This window comes from Ruegeria sp. SATB045, assembly GCF_059613525.1.
In genome coordinates this window covers 307,058-322,756 of the sequence record NZ_JBXWSR010000028.1, presented here as the reverse complement: position 1 = coordinate 322,756, position 15,699 = coordinate 307,058, and the positions used below count along the sequence as shown (strand labels likewise).

Sequence of the window (15,699 nt, the reverse complement as noted above, 5' to 3'; positions counted from 1 at the left end):
GCTTGTGCCGATTGCTCTGGATCGCAGGCGTGTTAGCTTGGCCCCAGGTTACAGGAGGTGAGTATGCAGCAAACGGCAGGTACCGTCGTCATTCACGAACACGGCGGCCCCGAGGTTCTGAAGATCGAAGACCGCCCGATAGGCGATCCTGGACCGGGCGAAGTTCGCATTCGTCATCAAGCCTGTGGGTTGAACTTCATTGATGTCTATCAGCGGACGGGCCTCTATCCGATGGACTTGCCGCACGCATTGGGAATGGAGGCGTCTGGGGTGATCGAAGCGGTGGGCGAAGGCGTCACCCATCTGCAACCGGGCCAACGCGCAGCCTACGCGGCTAACCCCTCTGGTGCTTATTGCGAGGCGCGCGTGATGCCGGCCGCACAGGTTTGCCCTTTGCCTGATGATATCTCGTTTGATGCGGCTGCGGCCATGATGCTTAAGGGGATGACTGTCGAGTATTTGTTTCACCGCACGACCCCGCTGAAACGAGGTGACACCGTTCTGTTCCACGCCGCCGCCGGTGGTGTCGGGCTGATTGCGTGCCAATGGGCCAAATCCGAGGGGATCAAGCTGATCGGTACGGCTGGAACGGATGAAAAATGCAGTCTGGCTCAGTTCAACGGGGCGACACATTGCATCAATTACCGGACCGAGAATTTTGCCGAGCGGGTCGCCGAGATCACAGGTGGCAAGGGCGTCGATGCGGTGATGGATTCGATTGGTGCGCAGACATTTGCCGGGTCTTTGGAATGCCTGAAACCACTGGGTATGATGATTTCCTTTGGCAATGCTTCGGGGCCGGTACCGTTGATGGATATAGCCATTCTGGCCAAGAAAGGCTCGCTCAAGATCACGCGACCGACTTTGTTTACTCACACCGCTGATCACGCCGTCTGTCAGGCCATGGCGCGGCGCCTGTTCAACAAGGTGCAGGGGAATGAGGTGAAAATCCACATCGACCAGCGCTTTCCGCTTGAACAGGTCGCCGACGCCCACCGCGCGCTTGAAGCCCGTCAGACGACAGGAAGTACGGTCTTGGAGCTGTAGTCTGGCAAGGTCCCGACCTGTGCCGGGACCGTTTTTGGAGTCGTTAAATCAAAACCGATAGGCCGCACGGGCCTGAAAGGTCGTGGCGTCAACATCAACGCCGGATGAATTGAAATCGTTGAACTCGTGATACAGGATTTCACCGCCAATGCTGACGTTGGGTGCCACGATTTGTTCGTAACCAGCACCGATAAACCAACCATTATCGCTGCTCAGATTGTCGGTACCAGCCTCGGCATATCCGCCGATGCCATAAAGCAAACCCACTGACGTGACCTTGTAGCCCGCACGGGCCTTGATGCGCCAGACATCCTCGACCGTGGCCGCGCCACCCAGATCAACATCGGTCCAGTCATAGTCGAAGCCGCCACCTACGACCCAATCCCCCAGATCGTAATCATAACCCAGAATGATGCCGCCGATCGCGCCGTCTCCGTCGATGCCAGAGACGTTGGTGTCGATATCGGCATAACCAACCTGCAGACCGCCGTAGAAGCCCGTCCAGTTGCCAGAAGACTGCGCAACAGCGGATCCTGCGGCCAGAAATGCAATGCCTGTTGCTGCTAAAAGACGTTTATTCATATTGTGTTCCTTTCCCTCAAATTGGTTTTTTGTGCCGACCCACGGATGATCGTGCGCTCACATACTTGAATACGTTTGGGCGAGAGGCTGGATCATTCACGGGTTAAAGCGCGAGGTCGACGCGGACATCTGCAGCACGGGCATTCCGGACAATCCGAAGCAGAGGGGCTTAGGGAAAGTGTGTGAGTGAATTGAAAACAAAAGAAAAACGGCGGCAGAATGCTCTGCCGCCGTTGTGTTGGAGTGCGTAGGCGGATTATTGCGCCTGCAGTTCTGCCGGAGTTTTGTCGGCAATGTCTTTCCAGTTGGCGTCCGCACGCTCGTTAAAGCCCGGGATGTCGCCTTCCCAGCGTTCCTGAATGTCGGCCGACAGGTTCAGGTACAGCTTGTTGTCAACGATTTTCCAGTAGTTCGGGTCGCCGTCAAACTTGAAACCCATCGCGGTGCCGAATGCGCAGTAGCCGCCATATGCGGGCAGGTACGCTTCGGGGTTTTCTTCAAACGCGACTTTGTTTTCTTCGTTTGCAAAGCGGTACAGAGCGTCATTGTGCAGCGTGGTGATGCGGTAGTCGCCCTTGGTGGCTTCGCCAACGGTGAAATAGGCAACTGGGTCATAACCCTGCAGCGCCAGACCGGTCGAGCTTGCGTTCAGGTCAACGCCTGCGGCCATCGCCGTGCTTGCAACTGCAACAGACAGCGCAACGCCGCCGATGAGGGATTTGATCTTGTTCATGGTTTTCACCTTTCGTGAATTGAGCCACCGGACGACACCCTGAATTGTGCCTGAGTGGCCCTTTCGATTTTGTTCCGTGCGGTCGGTAATTGGCCGTCACGACACCGAAGTGGGTAATGCTGTGATCACGTTCAAAACAATCAATTGTGATTGTGCGTAATAGAATAGGTTTTGTGCAATTATGCAGAGTAGAGCTTAGGAATCGGGCGCAAAACCAACAACGAATTCAATCACTTTATCAGCCGGCATCTCACACGAGCGCAGCAATGCACCACTATTTGCCGTCATGTACAGGTTCAGGCTGATGTAATCGGTCCCGCCAAGCTCGTGTGCTACCAGCTTTATGGACTTGCCGCCTGCCAGCGCGGTTCGGCTCACGACATAGCGACGCCCGTGGCTGCGCCCAGTTGACGTTCCAAGCGGGATGCGAAAAATCGCCGCCAGGAACGGCGCCAGCGCGGTCAAGACTTTCCGATTTTGGGTTCCGTTCCGGCCCGGATGCGGGTGATATTTGCCCCGTGGCGCCAGTAGACCAGCAAGGTTAGGGCCACACCCAATCCAAACGCAGTGCCATTGGTCAGAAACATCACCCATATCGTCGACATCGCGGCAGCGCTCAGCGCTGCCAAAGACGAGATTCGCCAGACTGCTGCGGCAAACAGCCATGTCAGACAACAGGCAACGCCGACCCGCCAGTCCAGCATCAGCCATAGCCCAAGGAAGGTTGCAACACCTTTGCCGCCCTTGAAGCCAAGCCACACTGGAAAGCAGTGACCCAAAAAGGCGGCCAGCGCAGCGATTTGTGCAGCGTCTTCGCCAGCCACGATCCGCGCCAGCAGGACGGCCATTGCGCCTTTTGCGGCGTCAAATATCAGCGTCAGCGCGGCGGCGCGCTTGTTCCCGGTGCGCAGCACGTTTGTAGCGCCAATATTGCCCGATCCGATATTGCGCAGGTTGCCGAGCCCCATGACTTTGGCGACAATCATACCAAAAGGGATAGACCCCATCAGGTAACCCACTGCAGCCCAGAGGATAAGTTGGGCCATGGAACTGTCGAACGGGGGCATCAGGGTCTCCGGTAGATTTCTTGACCTGCGACGTAGGTTGCGGTGACCTTACCCTGCATGCGCTGGCCGTCAAACGGTGTGTTCTGCGATTTCGATTTCAGGCTGAAACGATCCAGCACAAAAGGCACATCCGGGTCGAACAGGACCAAATCGGCGGGTGCGCCCGGGGCCAGACGCCCACTGTCCAACCCCAGCCGTTTTGCCGGGTTCAAAGCCATCGCCCGGAACAGGGTCGGAAGATCAAGCTGTTCGGCATGGTAAAGGCGCAGTGCGGCAGGCAACAGCGTTTCCAGTGCAACCGCCCCCGAGGCCGCTTCTTCAAAAGGCAGACGTTTACTTTCTTCGTCCTGCGGCGTGTGCATGGAACTGATTGTATCAATCAGTCCGGTCCGCACCGCCTCGATTACCGCCTGCCGGTCATCCTCGGACCGCAGAGGCGGTTTCACCTTGAAGAAGGTGCGATAGTCGGCCACGTCCAACTCGTTCAGCGTCAGGTGGTGGATCGATGTGCCTGCGGTGATGTCCAACCCGTTGCGTTTGGCGCGTTCCAGCGCGGGCAGGGCGCGGGCGGTAGTGATCTGATCGGCATGGTATTTGGCCCGGGTCATTTCCAGCAGGGCGATATCACGGTCCAAACCCATGCGCTCAGCCATGGGCGAAACGGCAGGTAAACCACGCAGCGAGGCGAACTTGCCGCTGGTAGCGGCTGCTCCGGCGCTGAGGCCGGGCTCCTGCGGATGCGCAATCACCAGTGCCCCGCAGGATTTCGCATAGGTCAGAGCACGGGAAAATACCTTGGTGTTGGCGATCATGTGGTCGCAATCGGTGAAGGCCACGGCGCCTGCGTCTTGCAGAAAGCCGATCTCGGTCATCTCGCGACCCTCGCGCCCTTTGGTCAGCGCTGCCATTGGCAGAACATTCACCGGCGCATCTGCTTGTGCGCGGCGGGTAACGAATTCAAGTGTTTCCGGCGTGTCGATCGCTGGGCTGGTGTCAGGTCGGGTGACGATGGTGGTCACACCTCCGGCAGCGGCGGCCAGACCTGCAGATTTATAGCTTTCTTTATGCCGTTCGCCTGGCTCGCAGACCTTGACGCCGATATCCACGATGCCGGGGGCGAGGCACTGTCTGCCGCAATCGATCATCTGCGCGTCCGTTGTAGGGGCTGCGCCTTTGCCGTGGTCTTTTATCTTACCGTCTGCAATCAGAAGCCAACCGAGGGCGTCCGTTCCCGCCTCGGGGTCGATCAGTCGGGCATTGGTGAAAATCTGGGCGGTCATGTCTGGGCCTCTCGGGCTTTGGTCAGGGCTTCCATGGCGGTGTCAGGGGCGGGGAGGTATTCGAATACCAGGAAACGCAGTTGCGAAAACACGATGTTGTGTCCGTTGCGATAGAATTTCAGGTCGGGATTAATGGACAAGGATTTTGCTCTAAATATCTCGCTGATCCACCAGGCGTTGCGATTGGTCACAACATAGACGCGCCGCATGCGGATTAACCGTTCCCACCACATGAAAAACGCCAGCAGCAGCGTGCATCCGATAAGCTTCCAATAGTCGCGCAAAGTCTCCGCGAGCCAAGGGCTGGCAATCCAACCGAGCGCAAGGCAGGCAATTAGAATGCCATATGCCCATCTCAGGCGCGGAGGAAAGTACCCCTGGTAAGGCCGCCCATGCCAAAGCACCTGTTCAGTGTCGGGTATTTTCTTGCGCCACCAGTCGTCGCTCATCCCATGGCCCTTTCGATGGCTGCTTTGGTGGCGGCGGGGTCGGCTTGGTACTTGATCAGGTGCTTGTCGCCGCTTTTGGTGACGACCTGCACGAAGCTGCCCATCGTGTTGACGGCCTCGATCTGGTCCAGGGCAATAGTGCGTGGGCCGGGGCCGGTGAGGGTGGTGTCCGACATCTCCCACGTGTTTGTCAGCTCTTCCGAGGCCAGATACCACGCGCGAAACCCGATGGCGGCCAGACCCGCAGGCGCGCCGGTCCAGACATAAGGGTTTCCGACCAGCCACAACACGATCATCGCCCCGGCCATCGCGATGGCAGCAAGGGTCAGGTTGGTCTGGATATAGGCATTTCGATGCGGCGTGAAGACTATAGGATCAGCCAAAGGGTGCCTCCGACAATAAGCAGTGCGATCACCGCCAGGATCGCGGACCCGATGCGGCGCGGTGCGTTGTTTTCTACGGGGTTCTGGGGCGCCGAGAAGGGCTTGGCGCTTTCGGTCTCGATCACGCCGCCGGTCCAGTTTGTTGCTTCCTCGGTGAAAAGGCCCAACAGGCGCACCCGTGGGTCGGGGTTCAGTGTCGCGGCTTGGCCGCGAAAAGCTGCGCTGCGGACGGCCATGACCCAGCCTTCGATAGCATCCAGCATTGTGCGGTTTAGCTGATCCTCGGACACACCGCCGCCTTCATGCAAATATCCATAGAGCCCGAGGTCTTCGAGGTCCGAGACCGGAAAGATATCGATCTGCCCGATATCCAGACCATCGACCCCAAGAACCTGATCGGCGGCACCGGGTTCGCGCAGGAACTTGGCCTCTTCGGGGCGCATGTCCAGCGTGAACAGGCGGATCACACCGCGTTCATGGGGGGCAACGGTCAGGTCGCTCATGCGGCCTCGCGCAGGTTGCGGGCTAGTAGTTCCATCGCGGCCATGCGGACGGCGACGCCCATCTCCACCTGTTCCTGAATGACGGATCGGTTGATGTCATCGGCCAGCGTGCCGTCGATTTCCACGCCGCGGTTCATCGGGCCGGGATGCATGACGATCGCGTCGGGCTTGGCCAGCGCCAGTTTTGCCGCATCCAACCCGTAGCGGTGGTAATATTCGCGCTCCGAGGGGATGAACCCGCCATCCATCCGCTCTTTCTGGAGGCGCAGCATCATGACGACGTCGACGTCTTGAAGGCCCTCGTTCATGTCGTCGTAGATCTCGGCCCCGAACTCGGCAAAGGTCGAGGGCACCAACGTCGGCGGGCCGATCAGGCGGATACGGTTTTCCATCTTACCCAGCAGGATCAGGTTCGACCGTGCCACACGCGAATGCGCTACGTCCCCGCAAATCGCGATGTTCAGACGGTGCAAACGACCCTTGGCGCGGCGGATGGTCAACGCGTCCAGCAGCGCCTGCGTGGGGTGTTCGTGCTTGCCGTCGCCCGCATTCAGCACGGCGCAATTCACCTTTTGCGCCAGCAGGTCCACCGCGCCGGAATGCGGGTGCCGCACCACCAGCAGATCGGGGTGCATCGCATTCAGCGTCATCGCGGTGTCGATCAGGGTTTCTCCCTTTTTGATCGAGCTGGCCTGCATCGCCATGTTCATCACATCCGCGCCAAGCCGTTTGCCTGCCAGCTCAAAGCTGGCCTGTGTGCGGGTCGAGTTCTCAAAGAACATGTTGATCTGCGTCAGCCCCGACAGCACGTCGGAATGCTTGGTCGATTGGCGGTTCAGGTCGACATACTTTTCGGCCAGATCCAGAATGGCGGTGATATCGGACTGCGACAGATGCTCGATGCCAAGAAGGTGACGATGGGCGAAACGCATGGGCGGGCTCCTGTCTGACAATCGAGCCGCTTATAGAAACCTGTGGGGGCTAAAGCAACCTATGGTTCAGAGCCTTCGGGCAGTTTCTCACATCCGCCTTCGGGCAGGCATCGCTCGCCGGGTCTGCACCATTTGGCATTGCCGCAATCGACCGCTTTGACCGGGACGCAGCCCTGATTGGTCGAGCATTTGAAACCCTGCCGACATTGTGATCCGGTCTCTTCGCACAGGAACCAGCCGGGGCGGGTGCATCCACCGCCGGGCAGGCAGCTTGTGCCGCTGGCGCAGGTGCGGCCATCGTCGCATTTTGGCCGGGGCAGAGTGAATTCCAGCTGGATCGCTTCGCATTCGCCACGCCCGTTGCAGGCGGTGCCGCTGGGGCAGTCCAGACTGGACCGGCACTTGTTTTCGCCCTTTGGGGCACATCTGCGATTGCCGACGCAGCGTTCAAATGGACCGCAGGAAAAGCCGCCGCCGCAATAGGTGCCACCGGGCGGTATGCAGTTTCCGTCAAAACTGCAGCGCTGTCCAACGGGGCAGCAATTCCGTCCACATCTGAGTTGCCCCGCGCGGCATTGGTTCTGGATACGGTTGCGCTGTTGGAAGCCGTTGCGATCTTGGATGCCTCGGTTCTGAACGCCGAAACGGTCGTTCACCTGCGCAAAGCCAGAGGTACTGACGGGGATCAGCAGCAAGATGACCAGAAAGAATCGAATAAGGCTCGGCATGAATAGTGCCATGGTCTGCCCGGTTGCCGGGTCGATCAAGTGCTATTCGCTTTCCCTCGGTCAAAAGCTGGTTAGATTGTGAGGCATGGAATCGGCTTTGGATTATCACACGGCGCGGGCCCTTTTGGACTGGCAGATCGAACTGGGCGCGACCGAGTCTATCGGGGATGCGCCGATAGACCGCTACGCGTTGCCCGACACTGGACCCAAGGCCAAGAAACCCGTGGCACAGGCGGCGCCGGACAAACCCAAACAGGTCGATCCGGCTGCGGTGGCCAAGGCTGCGGCTCAAGGCGCGGGATCGCTGGATCAATTGCGCGCGACCATGGAGGCGTTTGACCATTGCGAGCTGAAACGCGGTGCGCGGCAGTTGGTGTTTGCCGATGGCACGCCGGGGGCGCGAGTGATGATCATCGGCGAGGCTCCGGGTCGCGAGGAAGATCGCGAAGGTAAACCCTTTGTCGGCCGCGCGGGTCAGTTATTGGACCGGATGTTAGCCGCGATTGATCTGGATCGTCACAAGAACGTCTACATTACCAATGTGCTGCCATGGCGGCCTCCGCAAAACCGGGATCCCAAGCCCGAAGAGATCGGGATGATGAAGCCGTTTTTGGAACGGCACGTGGCCTTGGCCAAGCCCGAGGTTCTGGTGGTCATGGGCAATATCAGCTGTCAGGCGGTGCTGGGCAAACGCGGTATAACCCGACTGCGCGGTCACTGGGATCAGGCGATGAACCTACCGGTGATCCCTATGTTCCACCCCGCCTATCTGCTGCGCCAGCCACAGGCCAAACGGCAAGCCTGGGCCGATTTGCTGGAGCTGAAAGCCCGGTTGGAGGGCAAGTAATGCGCATTCTGGCCTTTTCTGACCTGCATATGTCCCGCAACCACGCCAACCAACTGGTTACAGCTAGCGCAGAAGCTGATTTGGTGATTGGCGCCGGGGATTTCTGCAAGATGCGGCAAGGTTTGGACGAAGCGATGGAGATGCTGTCCAGCATCGCCTCGCCTTTGGTTTTGGTACCCGGCAATGCCGAAAGCGCCGAGGAGTTAACACAAGCCGCGCCGCAGGGTGTCCATGTCCTGCACGGCTCGGGCATGACGATAGACGGCCTGCGCCTGTTCGGTCTGGGTTACGGCGTGCCGCTCACACCGTTTGGAGACTGGTCCTGCGACCTGACCGAGGCCGAGGCGACCGAGCTGCTGGACCGCTGCGATGGGACTGACATCCTGATCGCGCATTCTCCGCCCAAAGGCTATGGAGATGTGACGTCGACCGGTGATGCGGTAGGATCTACCGCCGTGCGTGACGCTATTGAGCGGCTACAGCCACAGTTGTCGTTGCACGGGCATATCCACGACAGTTGGGGATATCGCGGTACGCTGGGACGCACTCAGATCGCCAATCTAGGGCCGCGCGTGAATTGGTTTGAGGGTGCGGCATGATTGAAACTGTCACCTTACTGGCTTTCATACCGGCGGCTTTGGCGCTGAACTTCACGCCGGGCGCGGATATGATGTTCTGTTTCGGGCAGGGTCTGAAATCGGGGTCTAAACCGGCCTTGGTGGCCAGCGCTGGCGTCTCGGTCGGGCTGATGGTGCATGTTCTTCTGGCCGGGCTGGGGCTGGGGGCTGCGGTGGCGGCGCTGCCGTGGCTGTTTGACGTGATCCGCTGGATGGGCGTGGCCTATCTGCTGTATCTGGCCTGGGGCGCGATCCGAAACGGGGCAATATCTGCAGACACACCCGCCAGACCCGCACATCACGCTTTCAGGGATGGCATGGTGGTGAACCTGACCAATCCCAAGGTCATTCTGTTCGTGCTGGCCTTTATCCCGCAATTCGTAAATCCGGCCCTTGGCCCGATCCTACCGCAATTCCTGATCTTTGGCGTGGTGATCGCGCTGGGTGGGTTCGTGGTGAATGGGCTGGTCGGGGTGTTTGCCGGTGGCGCGGGCAAGGTTCTGATCTCGAACCCGCGCGCCTCGCGTATCATGGGCTGGGTGACAGGAGGGATTTTCACCGCCCTCGCCATCCGGCTTGCCATTATGGAAAGGGCTTGACGCAAGATGTCACGCATCGACGAAACCAAAGACTTCATTCCGGTACGGATCGCGGTTCTGACCGTCTCGGACACCCGCTCGCTGGACGAGGACCGCTCGGGGCAGACACTGGTGGAGCGAATCGAAAAGGCAGGTCATTTGGTGGCGGACCGCAAGATCATCCGCGATGAGCGTGCTCAGATTGCTGATCAGTTGCGCGACTGGGTCGCCAATCCCGATATCGACGTTGTGATCTCGACCGGTGGCACTGGTCTAACCGGGCGCGATGTATCGGTCGAGGCGCATCGGGACGTCTATGAGAAAGAGATCGAAGCCTTCGGAACAGTGTTCACGATCGTGTCGATGGAGAAGATCGGCACTTCGGCCGTTCAATCCCGCGCCACGGGGGGCGTGGCCGGCGGCACCTATCTGTTCGCGTTGCCCGGCAGCCCCGGCGCCTGCAAGGATGCTTGGGACGCGATCCTGGAAAAGCAGTTCGACTACCGCCACCGTCCCTGCAATTTCGTGGAAATAATGCCAAGATTGGACGAACATCTGCGACGGAAGTAGACTGGTCGCACGTTCAACTGTTCATAACCGCTTTGTGGCTTGGCATTTTTGACCGCACAGCTACCTTTTGCGGCAGGTAGCCTGATGCAACCGGGGTAAGTGCAATATGCGTTTTCTGAGGCAAAGCCTTGTCGGAGTGTTTCTAGCGTCTTTGACGCTAGCTCTCTTGTTTGCGGCCGCCCAGATTATTGCGGGCGCGGTTCAGGATTTGTTGACGCGCGAAGACGCGGCCCCGCAGGCGCGTGAACGTATTTTTGCTGTTACGGTTCGTCCAGCCGAATTGGAAACCGTGACACCCTATCTCGAGGCATTTGGTGAAGTACAAAGCCGCAGACGCTTGGAACTGCGCGCGGCACTGGGCGGGCGCGTAGTGTCTCTGTCGGATGACTTCGAGGATGGCGGTTCCGTTAGTGCCGGCGAGGTTTTGGTCGAACTGGACCCTGCCGATGCGCAATCGGCGCTGGATCGGGCCAAGTCGGATCTACTGGATGCCCAATTCGAAGAACGGGACGCCGAGCGGTCTTTGTTGCTCGCTCAAGATGAGTTGAACTCGGCCGAGGCACAGGCAGAGCTGCGTGGGCGTGCCATGCAACGGCAAAAAGACCTGCAAAGCCGGGGTGTTGGTGCCGCGGCATCGGTAGAAGAAGCCGAATTGGCCGAAGCTGCAGCGCAGCAGGCCGTTCTGGCCCGCCGGATCGCCTTGGCGCAGGCCGAGTCGCGGGTGGATCAAGCCACAACTTTATTGTCACGCGCCCGTATCGCGCTTGAGGCCGCCGAACGTGATTTGGAGGACATGACCGTCCGCGCCCGTTTTGGCGGGACATTGACGGATGTAACGCTGGTCGAAGGCCGTTTGGTATCCGCCAATGAAAAACTGGCAGAACTGGTCGATCCGAATGCGCTTGAAGTCGCGTTCCGCGTTTCGACCGCGCAATTCGTGCGTTTGCTGGATGCCGAGGGCGATCTGATCAACGCACCTGTCACGGTCTCGCTTGAGGTCACGGGCACTGATCTGTCCGCTACTGGTCGAATAAGCCGCGATAGTGGATCAGCCGGCGAGGGGCAAACGGGGCGCTTGCTTTATGCGCGGATGGACAACACGTCGGGTTTCAAACCCGGTGACTTCGTGACAGTGACCGTGCAGGAACAGCCATTGGACAATGTAGTGCGGCTGCCATCTTCGGTTCTGGATGCGGTTGGCACGGTTCTGGTGCTCGGCACGGATGACCGGCTCGAAGCTTTGCCGGTCGAACTGATCCGTCGTCAGGGAGACGAGGTTTTGTTGCGGGGTAAAGGTCTGGACGGCCGCGAGGTTGTCATCGGGCGCACGCCGTTGCTGGGTGCTGGTGTTCGTGTCCGCCCCTTGCGGATCGAAGCCAATGCCGGGGCTGAACCCGATTTGGTCGAGCTGTCGGACGAGCAGCGCGCGCAGCTTGTCGCGCAGGTTGAGGCCAGCGACAAGATGCCGAAGGATATGAAAGACCGCGTCCTGGGGCAGCTCAGCGAGGCGAAAGTTCCGGCATCTCTGGTGCGTCGCATTGAAAACCGGGCCGGAGGTTAACCGCTATGATGCGCGAGATCCCCGGCGCGGCAAGCGGTATACTCAGCTATTTCACCCGGCATCGCACAGTGGCGAACCTGTTGCTGCTGGTTTTGCTGGTGCTGGGTGTGGCGGCTTTGCCCAACATGCGGGCGCAGTTCTTTCCAGACGTCATCCTTGAACGTGTTGACGTCGACGTCGTGTGGGAAGGAGCGGGCCCCGAGGATGTGGACAATGGCATCGTTCAGGCGCTTGAGCCTGCGCTGCTGGCGGTTGAGGGCGTTTCCAGTACCGAGGCGACCTCGCGCGAGGGGCGGACCAGCATTCGGCTGGAATTCGAGCCGAATTGGGACATGTCCCGCGCAGTAGAAGAAGTCAGAACAGCTGTTGATGGCGTGACCAACCTGCCAGAAGATGCCGAAGAGCCTACGATCCGACGCGGTGCGTGGCGGGACCGTGTAACGGATGTGGTGGTAACCGGGCCTGTTGCCCCGGATCAGCTTGCCAAATTCACCGATGAACTGATCAACCGCCTGTTTGCCGTGGGTGTTACACGGACGACCATCCGGGGGCTGGCTGCACCGCGCGTGGTGGTCGAGGTTCCGACCGCGCAGTTGATTGCCAACGATATCACACTGTCCGAGATCGCGACCGCCGTTGCGGCCGAAGCCACGGCTAACCCCGCCGGGGATGTTACGGGCGCCAATGCCCGCATTCGCACCGGCACCGAGAAGCGAACACCTGAGGAAATCGAAGGCATCCCGCTGCGCAATTTCCCTGACGGGTCCAAGTTGCTGATCGGCGACGTGGCGCAGATCCGCCTTGAGGGCGTTGACCGAATTCGCAGCTATTTCGTAGGTGAAGATCCAGCGATGTCAGTGCGGGTGGATCGCTCGAACCTAGGGGACGCGATCGAGATTCAGGGCACTGTCGAGGAGGTCGTAGCCGAGATGCAGGCCAGCCTGCCTGCAGGCGTGTCGGTCGAGCTGATCCGAACCCGCGCGCAGGCGATCACCGACAGGCTGGACATCCTGATTGACAATGGCCTCATGGGCCTGGGGCTGGTTGTGTGTCTGCTGTTTCTGTTCCTGAATGCGCGTATCGCGTTCTGGGTGGCGGCGGGGATCCCGGTGGCGATGTCTGCGGCGATTGCTTTCATGTATATTGGCGGGTTGTCGATCAACATGGTGTCGCTGTTTGGTCTGATCATCACGCTGGGTATCGTTGTGGACGACGCAATTGTTGTCGGTGAACATGCCGATTTCCGTGCTCGTCGCTTGGGCGAGGCCCCGATGGTGGCAGCTGAAAGCGCGGCGCGGCGCATGGCGATGCCGGTTTTTGCCGCGACCCTGACAACGGTCATTGCCTTTTTCGGTTTGACCGCGATTGGCGGTCGGTTCGGTGAGTTGATCCGGGACATACCTTTCACTGTGATTGCGGTTCTGATCGCCTCGTTGATCGAGTGTTTTTTGATCCTGCCGAATCATATGGCCCACGCCATTGCACATTCCGCGAAAGAACACTGGTATGATTGGCCTAACCGGGTCGTCAATCGCGGGTTCCGCTGGGTGCGCGATCAGTTGTTCCGCCCATTCATCGCATGGGTCATCTGGGCGCGTTATGTCGTTGTGGCACTGATGATCCTGATCCTGGCAAGTCAGGCGGCGCTGTTCATCAAAGGTGATGTGAACTGGCGATTCTTCAATGCGCCCGAGCGTGGTTCGGTCACCGGCAATTTCATCATGGCAGAAGGCGCGACGCGTCAGGACACGCTGGCCATGATGCGCCAGCTGCAGACTGCCGTGGACGAATTGGGGCAAATTTACGAAGAACGCCATGGGCGCAATCCTATTGACTATGTCTTGTCCGAGATTGGCGGATCGGCAGGCCGCGGACTGTCTGCGGCGGATGGCAAGGACGAAGATCTTCTCGGCGGCATCTCGATCGAGTTGATCGATGCCGATCTGCGCCCTTATTCCAGTTTTGAATTCGTTGGCGAATTGCAGGATTTCGTCCCGCGTCATCCCAAGGTCGAATTGCTCAGTTTCCGTGGCTGGCGTTCGGGGCCGGGCGGTGATGCGATTGACGTGCAGTTTTATGGGGCAGACGTAGACACGCTTAAGGCCGCATCCGAAGACCTGCAGGCCGAGCTTTCGAAATACCCCGAAGTCTCGGCGCTGGAGGATAATCTTGCCTATGACAAGGAAGAGTTCATTCTGGATCTGACGGCGCAGGGACAAGCACTGGGCTTCCGGATTGAAACACTTGGCCGTGTGTTGCGCGATCGTTTGAACGGGATTGAGGCCGCGACCTTCCCCGACGGTCCCCGAAGCGCTGAAATCCGGGTCGAATTGCCCGAAGACGAGCTGACTGCCGATTTCCTGGAACGCACACTGATGCGGACTCCGGATGGCGTGTATGTGCCGCTGGCCGATATCGTATCAGTTCAGCGCAAGTCAGGGTTTTCTACTGTCCGCCGTGAAAACGGCCTGCGGGTCATCTCGGTCAATGGCGACATCGCGGAAGACGACCCCACCCGCGCCGAAGAGATAAACCGCGCGATGAGCGAGGAAATTCTACCCGACATCGCCGCCAAACGTCAGGTCGAATGGACCATGGCGGGTTTGAGCGAGCAGGAGGATGAGTTTTTGTCCGAGGCCCGCACCGGTCTGATCCTGTGTCTGACCGGCATCTATATTGTTCTGGCTTGGGTCTTTGCCAGTTGGACGCGACCTCTGGTCGTTATGGCGATTATTCCGTTTGGGTTGGTTGGAACGATCTGGGGCCACTACATCTGGGAGGTGCCACTGAGCATGTTCACCGTTGTAGGGCTGCTGGGGATGACCGGGATTATCATCAACGACTCGATCGTTTTGGTGACGACCGTTGATGCTTATCAGCAGGATCGCGGGCTGGTGCCGTCTATCATCGAAGGAACCGCAGACCGATTGCGTCCGGTTATGCTGACAACGCTGACGACTGTTCTTGGCCTGACCCCGTTGCTGTATGAGGGGTCGCAACAGGCGCAATTCCTCAAACCAACGGTGATTACTCTGGTCTATGGCCTGGCCTTCGGGATGATTTTGGTACTGGTTCTGGTGCCGGCGCTGTTGGGCATTCTGAACGACCTGTCGCGTCCGATCACGGCTATGCGGCGCGCGGTGCGCGCGCCTGACCGGGTGGTGCAGGGCGCTCTTGCCGCCACCGGTACAGCGTTGCTGGTCTGGTTCGGCATAACCATGGTGCTCCCGGTCATTACGGGTGCGCCTTTGGGTATATTATCTGGGCTTTATGGGTCTGCGGACGGCCTCGTAGCTCTGCAAATGGGGCTGGGCGCATTTGTTGCGGGAGCGGTTGTCATTCTTGTGCTCAGCATCGCCGCGTCTGGCCTGTTTTTCGCACGTCTCAAGGCCCGCTCGGCCTAGTTTCGGCGCAGCGCCGTCTCCAATAGATCATTGACCCGATTGCTCATGGGCAGGTCACCGCGCCGTATCTGTTCCAAGGGAAACCAACGCGCATCCAACGCATCGTCGCCTGCAACAGGCTGCCCGGACTGGTATGCGCACACCACACCAACCAAAAGATAATGCGACACTACAGCACCGTGCGAGTCCCGTCGCAACAGATCCAGATTGTCCAGATAATGCAGAGGCTTCGCCGTGACCGAGGTTTCCTCATGCAATTCGCGTTGTGCGGCTTGCAGAACCGTTTCGCCCCATTCCACATGACCGCCGGGAAAGCCCCACAATCCGGCGTCTGGCTGTTTGCTGCGTTGCACAAGCAGAACCTGCGCGTCGTGTATGACGACGGCCAGTGCCCCGATTTTTGGCGTTTGAACCATCG

The 15,699-nt window shown here is 59.2% G+C and carries 18 protein-coding genes; 7 read left to right on the top strand and 11 right to left on the bottom strand.

Annotated elements, in window-relative coordinates; translation table 11 throughout:
• Positions 1 to 63 precede the first annotated feature (63 nt).
• Positions 64 to 1,047, top strand: coding sequence for a quinone oxidoreductase family protein (locus tag AC2FNR_RS16820; RefSeq protein ID WP_496850208.1), 984 nt, complete (start codon positions 64 to 66; stop codon positions 1,045 to 1,047).
• Between the two features lie 48 nt (positions 1,048 to 1,095).
• On the opposite strand, the gene AC2FNR_RS16815 is transcribed toward AC2FNR_RS16820, so the two are convergent.
• From AC2FNR_RS16815 to AC2FNR_RS16770, 10 genes are all read right to left on the bottom strand, one after another.
• A complete protein-coding gene (locus AC2FNR_RS16815) occupies positions 1,096 to 1,629 on the bottom strand; it encodes an outer membrane protein (RefSeq protein WP_480866777.1) in 534 nt (177 codons plus the stop codon).
• 256 nt (positions 1,630 to 1,885) lie between these two features.
• The gene (locus AC2FNR_RS16810) at positions 1,886 to 2,362 is read right to left on the bottom strand and encodes a YHS domain-containing (seleno)protein (RefSeq protein ID WP_480866778.1); all 477 of its coding nucleotides are present in this window, start codon (positions 2,360 to 2,362) and stop codon (positions 1,886 to 1,888) included.
• A 195-nt stretch (positions 2,363 to 2,557) separates the two neighbouring features.
• Positions 2,558 to 2,827: a hypothetical protein gene (locus tag AC2FNR_RS16805; RefSeq protein ID WP_496850206.1), complete on the bottom strand. Its 270-nt coding sequence runs from the start codon at positions 2,825 to 2,827 to the stop codon at positions 2,558 to 2,560.
• Positions 2,824 to 3,429 carry a glycerol-3-phosphate 1-O-acyltransferase PlsY gene (gene plsY, locus AC2FNR_RS16800; protein WP_496850205.1) on the bottom strand — a complete coding sequence of 202 codons (606 nt, stop codon included), beginning with the start codon at positions 3,427 to 3,429 and terminating at the stop codon, positions 2,824 to 2,826. Before plsY ends, AC2FNR_RS16805 begins: the two co-directional genes overlap by 4 nt.
• On the bottom strand, positions 3,429 to 4,709 hold the full coding sequence (gene pyrC / locus AC2FNR_RS16795; protein ID WP_496850204.1) for a dihydroorotase: 1,281 nt from the start codon (positions 4,707 to 4,709) through the stop codon (positions 3,429 to 3,431). Before pyrC ends, plsY begins: the two co-directional genes overlap by 1 nt.
• Complete coding sequence (locus AC2FNR_RS16790; RefSeq protein WP_480866783.1) at positions 4,706 to 5,158, bottom strand: hypothetical protein; 453 nt, start codon at positions 5,156 to 5,158, stop codon at positions 4,706 to 4,708. Before AC2FNR_RS16790 ends, pyrC begins: the two co-directional genes overlap by 4 nt.
• Positions 5,155 to 5,541 (bottom strand): hypothetical protein, encoded by a 387-nt coding sequence (locus AC2FNR_RS16785; RefSeq protein WP_480866785.1) that lies wholly within the window; start codon positions 5,539 to 5,541, stop codon positions 5,155 to 5,157. Before AC2FNR_RS16785 ends, AC2FNR_RS16790 begins: the two co-directional genes overlap by 4 nt.
• Positions 5,526 to 6,044: a hypothetical protein gene (locus tag AC2FNR_RS16780; protein WP_496850202.1), complete on the bottom strand. Its 519-nt coding sequence runs from the start codon at positions 6,042 to 6,044 to the stop codon at positions 5,526 to 5,528. The genes AC2FNR_RS16785 and AC2FNR_RS16780 overlap by 16 nt, the downstream gene beginning before the upstream one ends.
• Positions 6,041 to 6,976 carry an aspartate carbamoyltransferase catalytic subunit gene (locus AC2FNR_RS16775; RefSeq protein WP_170751903.1) on the bottom strand — a complete coding sequence of 312 codons (936 nt, stop codon included), beginning with the start codon at positions 6,974 to 6,976 and terminating at the stop codon, positions 6,041 to 6,043. The genes AC2FNR_RS16780 and AC2FNR_RS16775 overlap by 4 nt, the downstream gene beginning before the upstream one ends.
• Positions 6,977 to 7,035: 59 nt before the next feature.
• On the bottom strand, positions 7,036 to 7,716 hold the full coding sequence (locus AC2FNR_RS16770; RefSeq protein ID WP_170751901.1) for a scavenger receptor class F, member 2: 681 nt from the start codon (positions 7,714 to 7,716) through the stop codon (positions 7,036 to 7,038).
• A gap of 73 nt (positions 7,717 to 7,789) precedes the next feature.
• Between AC2FNR_RS16770 and AC2FNR_RS16765 the strand changes: the two genes are divergently transcribed.
• The 6 genes from AC2FNR_RS16765 to AC2FNR_RS16740 all read left to right on the top strand — a co-directional run bounded on the left by AC2FNR_RS16765 (position 7,790) and on the right by AC2FNR_RS16740 (position 15,281).
• A complete protein-coding gene (locus tag AC2FNR_RS16765) occupies positions 7,790 to 8,551 on the top strand; it encodes a uracil-DNA glycosylase (RefSeq protein ID WP_496850199.1) in 762 nt (253 codons plus the stop codon).
• On the top strand, positions 8,551 to 9,150 hold the full coding sequence (locus AC2FNR_RS16760; RefSeq protein WP_170751897.1) for a metallophosphoesterase family protein: 600 nt from the start codon (positions 8,551 to 8,553) through the stop codon (positions 9,148 to 9,150). Before AC2FNR_RS16765 ends, AC2FNR_RS16760 begins: the two co-directional genes overlap by 1 nt.
• A complete protein-coding gene (locus tag AC2FNR_RS16755; protein WP_480866792.1) occupies positions 9,147 to 9,767 on the top strand; it encodes a LysE family translocator in 621 nt (206 codons plus the stop codon). The genes AC2FNR_RS16760 and AC2FNR_RS16755 overlap by 4 nt, the downstream gene beginning before the upstream one ends.
• 6 nt (positions 9,768 to 9,773) lie before the next feature.
• The gene (gene moaB / locus AC2FNR_RS16750) at positions 9,774 to 10,316 is read left to right on the top strand and encodes a molybdenum cofactor biosynthesis protein B (protein ID WP_170353581.1); all 543 of its coding nucleotides are present in this window, start codon (positions 9,774 to 9,776) and stop codon (positions 10,314 to 10,316) included.
• A 106-nt stretch (positions 10,317 to 10,422) separates the two neighbouring features.
• Positions 10,423 to 11,877, top strand: coding sequence for an efflux RND transporter periplasmic adaptor subunit (locus AC2FNR_RS16745; RefSeq protein WP_170353580.1), 1,455 nt, complete (start codon positions 10,423 to 10,425; stop codon positions 11,875 to 11,877).
• 5 nt (positions 11,878 to 11,882) lie between these two features.
• On the top strand, positions 11,883 to 15,281 hold the full coding sequence (locus AC2FNR_RS16740) for an efflux RND transporter permease subunit (protein WP_496850196.1): 3,399 nt from the start codon (positions 11,883 to 11,885) through the stop codon (positions 15,279 to 15,281).
• Here the strand turns inward: AC2FNR_RS16740 and AC2FNR_RS16735 are convergent.
• Positions 15,278 to 15,697, bottom strand: coding sequence for an NUDIX hydrolase (locus AC2FNR_RS16735; protein WP_170751889.1), 420 nt, complete (start codon positions 15,695 to 15,697; stop codon positions 15,278 to 15,280). The genes AC2FNR_RS16740 and AC2FNR_RS16735 overlap by 4 nt on opposite strands.
• Between the last annotated feature and the right edge of the window lie 2 nt (positions 15,698 to 15,699).

What these genes read in the sequence shown, in the direction of transcription:
- AC2FNR_RS16820 (WP_496850208.1), top strand. Translation starts at nt 64, where the DNA reads ATGCAGCAAACGGCAGGTACCGTCGTCATTCACGAACACGGCGGCCCC.
- AC2FNR_RS16815 (WP_480866777.1), bottom strand. Translation starts at nt 1,629, where the DNA reads ATGAATAAACGTCTTTTAGCAGCAACAGGCATTGCATTTCTGGCCGCA.
- AC2FNR_RS16810 (WP_480866778.1), bottom strand. Translation starts at nt 2,362, where the DNA reads ATGAACAAGATCAAATCCCTCATCGGCGGCGTTGCGCTGTCTGTTGCA.
- plsY (WP_496850205.1), bottom strand. Translation starts at nt 3,429, where the DNA reads ATGCCCCCGTTCGACAGTTCCATGGCCCAACTTATCCTCTGGGCTGCA.
- pyrC (WP_496850204.1), bottom strand. Translation starts at nt 4,709, where the DNA reads ATGACCGCCCAGATTTTCACCAATGCCCGACTGATCGACCCCGAGGCG.
- AC2FNR_RS16790 (WP_480866783.1), bottom strand. Translation starts at nt 5,158, where the DNA reads ATGAGCGACGACTGGTGGCGCAAGAAAATACCCGACACTGAACAGGTG.
- AC2FNR_RS16780 (WP_496850202.1), bottom strand. Translation starts at nt 6,044, where the DNA reads ATGAGCGACCTGACCGTTGCCCCCCATGAACGCGGTGTGATCCGCCTG.
- AC2FNR_RS16775 (WP_170751903.1), bottom strand. Translation starts at nt 6,976, where the DNA reads ATGCGTTTCGCCCATCGTCACCTTCTTGGCATCGAGCATCTGTCGCAG.
- AC2FNR_RS16770 (WP_170751901.1), bottom strand. Translation starts at nt 7,716, where the DNA reads ATGGCACTATTCATGCCGAGCCTTATTCGATTCTTTCTGGTCATCTTG.
- AC2FNR_RS16765 (WP_496850199.1), top strand. Translation starts at nt 7,790, where the DNA reads ATGGAATCGGCTTTGGATTATCACACGGCGCGGGCCCTTTTGGACTGG.
- AC2FNR_RS16760 (WP_170751897.1), top strand. Translation starts at nt 8,551, where the DNA reads ATGCGCATTCTGGCCTTTTCTGACCTGCATATGTCCCGCAACCACGCC.
- AC2FNR_RS16755 (WP_480866792.1), top strand. Translation starts at nt 9,147, where the DNA reads ATGATTGAAACTGTCACCTTACTGGCTTTCATACCGGCGGCTTTGGCG.
- moaB (WP_170353581.1), top strand. Translation starts at nt 9,774, where the DNA reads ATGTCACGCATCGACGAAACCAAAGACTTCATTCCGGTACGGATCGCG.
- AC2FNR_RS16745 (WP_170353580.1), top strand. Translation starts at nt 10,423, where the DNA reads ATGCGTTTTCTGAGGCAAAGCCTTGTCGGAGTGTTTCTAGCGTCTTTG.
- AC2FNR_RS16740 (WP_496850196.1), top strand. Translation starts at nt 11,883, where the DNA reads ATGATGCGCGAGATCCCCGGCGCGGCAAGCGGTATACTCAGCTATTTC.
- AC2FNR_RS16735 (WP_170751889.1), bottom strand. Translation starts at nt 15,697, where the DNA reads ATGGTTCAAACGCCAAAAATCGGGGCACTGGCCGTCGTCATACACGAC.